Annotated in this window: 3 protein-coding genes; all 3 read left to right on the top strand. The window is 69.5% G+C overall.

The window, feature by feature from the left end:
- Positions 1-496: 496 nt before the first annotated feature.
- The 3 genes from IH00_RS0103260 to IH00_RS0103250 all read left to right on the top strand — a co-directional run bounded on the left by IH00_RS0103260 (position 497) and on the right by IH00_RS0103250 (position 3,423).
- Positions 497-1,129: an HNH endonuclease family protein gene (locus IH00_RS0103260; RefSeq protein WP_420710854.1), complete on the top strand. Its 633-nt coding sequence runs from the start codon at positions 497-499 to the stop codon at positions 1,127-1,129.
- A gap of 148 nt (positions 1,130-1,277) precedes the next feature.
- Positions 1,278-1,730, top strand: coding sequence for a lamin tail domain-containing protein (locus tag IH00_RS0103255; protein WP_031069313.1), 453 nt, complete (start codon positions 1,278-1,280; stop codon positions 1,728-1,730).
- Between the two features lie 397 nt (positions 1,731-2,127).
- Positions 2,128-3,423, top strand: coding sequence for a competence protein CoiA family protein (locus tag IH00_RS0103250; protein WP_031069311.1), 1,296 nt, complete (start codon positions 2,128-2,130; stop codon positions 3,421-3,423).
- Positions 3,424-3,699: the final 276 nt, after the last annotated feature.

Genomic DNA, 3,699 nt, shown 5'->3' with positions numbered 1-3,699 from the left:
CGGTGGCGGCAAGGTGATCGAGGCGCCCAAGCCGGGCACCGTCATCCGCACCGCCCCTCTGCCGCCCCATCACCAGGTTGTCGCCTACCGGCACATCACCGGCTGATCTTCTCCAGCCGTACCGCCAGGCGTGTGCGTTCGTACGGCGCAGCTGCTACGGATGGGCCGGCGTGCGCGAGCTGCGTCGGGGGTCGGCGAGGCGCGGCCCGGCACCTGTACCGCACCGACCATCAGCGTCCGGCGCCTGCCCGGCGCCGCCGTCACCGGCCGGACCGGGCATGCCTGAAGCTCGGCCGGACCGTCACCGCCATGTGCCAGCGACGGCCTGAGCGGCACCCGTCGTCGACAAGCCGCCTTGACGCACAAGACCCGCGATTGATCGTTTCACCGGTGAAACCGGCCACTCACCCGAGTGAGAACCACCGCATCCACATGCCGCCCTCCGGGCTCCGCCGGTACCTGTGTGGTCGTGATCTCTACACTCAAGCGCGCCGCCATGGCCGCTACCACCGCTGTCCTGCCGCTGACCCTCACCTCACCCGCGCAGGCCGCGGAATCTCTCCCGCTTGGCGCCGCCGTCCAGCAGCTCGACGTCGCCAACGAGTCGCGCGAGGGCTACACCCGCGACAAATTCAAGCACTGGAACACCGGCGCCGACCCGTCGGACGGCTGCCACACCCGCAACGAGGTCCTTCTGGCCGAAGCCGTCGAGCCGCCTGCGGTGGGAGCCGGCTGCCGGCTCACCGGCGGGACCTGGTGGTCCTACTACGACAAGACGGAAGTCGCCGGTCCGTCGGGGCTGGACATCGACCACATGGTGCCGCTCGCCGAAGCCTGGGACAGCGGCGCATCCGCCTGGACGGCCAAGCGCCGCGAGGCCTACGCCAACGACCTCGGCGCGGACCCCTCCCTCGTCGCGGTCACCGCGCAGCAGAACCGGCAGAAGGCCGACCAGGACCCCGCCACCTGGCTCCCCCTGAGCAAGGACGCCCACTGCCGCTACGCCACCGAGTGGACGGCGACGAAACTCCGCTGGAACCTCAGCATCGACGCCGCCGAGCGCCGGGCGCTGTCCGGCCTCGCCGCCCGGTGCCCAGGGACCGTGGTGACGTACGAACCCGCACAGTGAACAACGCCTTTTCGCACGGAAATTCGGTTCGTCCTGGTTTGGTAACACGCAGCTAATCGGAAGCCAGCACTCCATACGGTGTTCAACTGCCGGGCCGCGATGTGGGGAGCGGCCCGGCACTCTCTCATCACCATGAAGGGGACTTCTCATGCTGCGTATGCGTTCCGCTGCCGCCGCCGTCACGGCGGCGGCCTTCGCCGGCCTGCTCGCCCTGCCGTCGCCCGCCCAAGCGGCAGGCTCGGTTCACCTGTACAAGATCTACTACGACAGCCCCGGCACGGACCGCGGCGCGAACTCCAGCCTCAACGCCGAGTACGTCGTCATCCGTAACACCACCGGCGCGGCCGTCAGCCTGAAGGGCTGGACCCTGACCGACGCGGCGAACCACAAGTACACGTTCGGCACCTTCACCCTCGGCAAGGGCAAGTACGTCACCATCCACACCGGCAAGGGCACCAACACCACCGCCCATCGCTACCAGGGCCGCTCCTGGTATGTGTGGAACAACAACTCGGACACCGCCACCCTGAAGAAGGCCAACGGCACCCGCGTCGACACCTGCTCCTACAACTCCACCAGGGCCGACTACAAGATGTGCTGACCCGGCCCCAGCTCGGCGGCCCGCTCGCGTACCCGGGGCGGGCCTCACCGTATAGGGCGAGGCCGCCCCGGGGCAGCCGGGCAGCCGTTAGGGCTCCGGGGGACGCGAGGTCCCCGCCCAGCCGGTTCTCCGGCCGCGGGCCAAGCACCCGTATGAGGGAGCCCCATCGCCGACCGGCCCGGTCGCGGTCGCGCCAGGGTGTGCTGGTCGCCATCGGCCCGATGGAACGGGCACTCCCGGGACGGTCGCTCATGCACGAGCTGTCCCGTGATCGTCTGACTTCCGGTCAGGCTCAGCCCGGCCGCAGCCGTGGAGCTCCAGACACACGGTATGCGCGCGACGTAGGCCAGAAGCTAGCTCTCTGTTAATTGTCAGTGGCGCATCGTAGCTTCGTCGTATGGCGCACGGTGTGTTCCACAAGGAACTCGGAGCGATCAATCTCTCCGACCTGGATCTCGACGTTAGTGAAGACCGACGGCTGTGGGAGTCGCTGTACGGCAGGACCGTCAAGGGCGACCTGGAGTGCCGGGAGAACGACCCCGGGTGTCCGCAGTGGATGTTCCTCCAGCTGCGCAAGGGGCGGCCGATCGCCGTCCACTACACCACCGGCATCCGGCATCCCACCGCGCCGGAGAGCCCACGGCACAAGGCGCTCAAGGAACGTATCGCCCGGGCCGCCGAGAACGCCGGCTTCACCGCTGAGCTCGAGGCGCGCGCACCTGATGGCCGTCGCCGCACCGATGTCCTTGTCCACGGAGAAAACGGGCTGCAGCTCGGCTGCGAGATCCAGTTGTCCTACGCCACCGCCCAAGCGGTGGCCAAGCGCAGCGACATCGCCCGCGCCGACGGGCTGAGCCCGCTGTGGACCACCGACGACATCAGCGCACCCCTCATCGAGCGCACGCCCTGGGCCCGCATCGACAAGATGCCGCTGGAGGCGTTCTCCAGCGGCAATGCCCTTCTCGTCCGCGGCGGCGTGAAGGACCTCAAGCTCAAGAAGTGCGACAGCCGCAACCCGCTGCCCTGCCCGGACCGGGGATACGGGCGCTGCAATCAGTGGCACGGGACCTGGGCACCCACCCTCGGCATGCACCTCGACCGCCTCATCGGCGCCACGGCCGCCAAGGAGTACGTGCCCCTCTACATCCCTGCCCAGCCCGGCCGCCGCGGCCGGGCGTCACACCTGTGGGTCAGCACGCAGGACCACGAAAGGTACCTCGACGCCACCAGCGACTCCGTAGCAGATCCGCAGCCGGGAACCGTTGACGACATTGACCCCTCCGCACCGGAACGCCTCCCGCTGAGCCGCCAGTGCTCCTACCAACAAAGGCAGCAGGAGAAGGAGGGCCGCAGCAGCACGCCCCGGGACACCGTCGCCATCCTGCCCGCCGGCATCACCGTGCCGGATCCGGGCGCGCTCACCCCCTCTCGGACTTCGGCGGCGACGCACGCCGCTCCGGCCGTTACGGCCCCGGCTTCCGCGCCAGCACTGCCGCGGCCGGCCGGTCCTCCGGCACAGCCCACTGCCGCCGGGGCCGCATCCCGCCAGCACCTCCGAACCACGGTCCAGCCCTTGAGCTGCCCGCCCGAACACGTTGGACCGTGCGCGTCCTGCCGAGAGCTCACCCACCGGTACGGCGAGGGAGGAAACCCGCTGTGCACGGCATGCCGACGCAGCCGATCATCCCCTTGACGCCGCCAACGCTGCTGCTAGAAAGCCACCGCTCCGGGCTCGTCGGCGGCCTGGGTCGGCAAGGTCCGGCAGAGCGCCAAAGTGGGGGAGCGCGAGCTTCTCGGGATGGGTGACCTGCGGTCTCCGGCACCCAACGGCATGCAGGCCAGCCGCGGTGCGGGCCACTCTGCCGGAGACCCTCTGGCGCTTCTCTGCAGTAGGAAGGCAGTCGGTGACCAGACCTGCCGGTCGTACGATGATCAATTGTGACCGCCGACAGACGCCGCCCCCTTGGCC

Origin of the sequence: Streptomyces sp. NRRL S-118, assembly GCF_000716335.1 — a bacterium.
In the GTDB taxonomy this organism is placed as follows: domain Bacteria; phylum Actinomycetota; class Actinomycetes; order Streptomycetales; family Streptomycetaceae; genus Streptomyces.
This window is presented reverse-complemented; position numbering and strand designations above follow the sequence as displayed.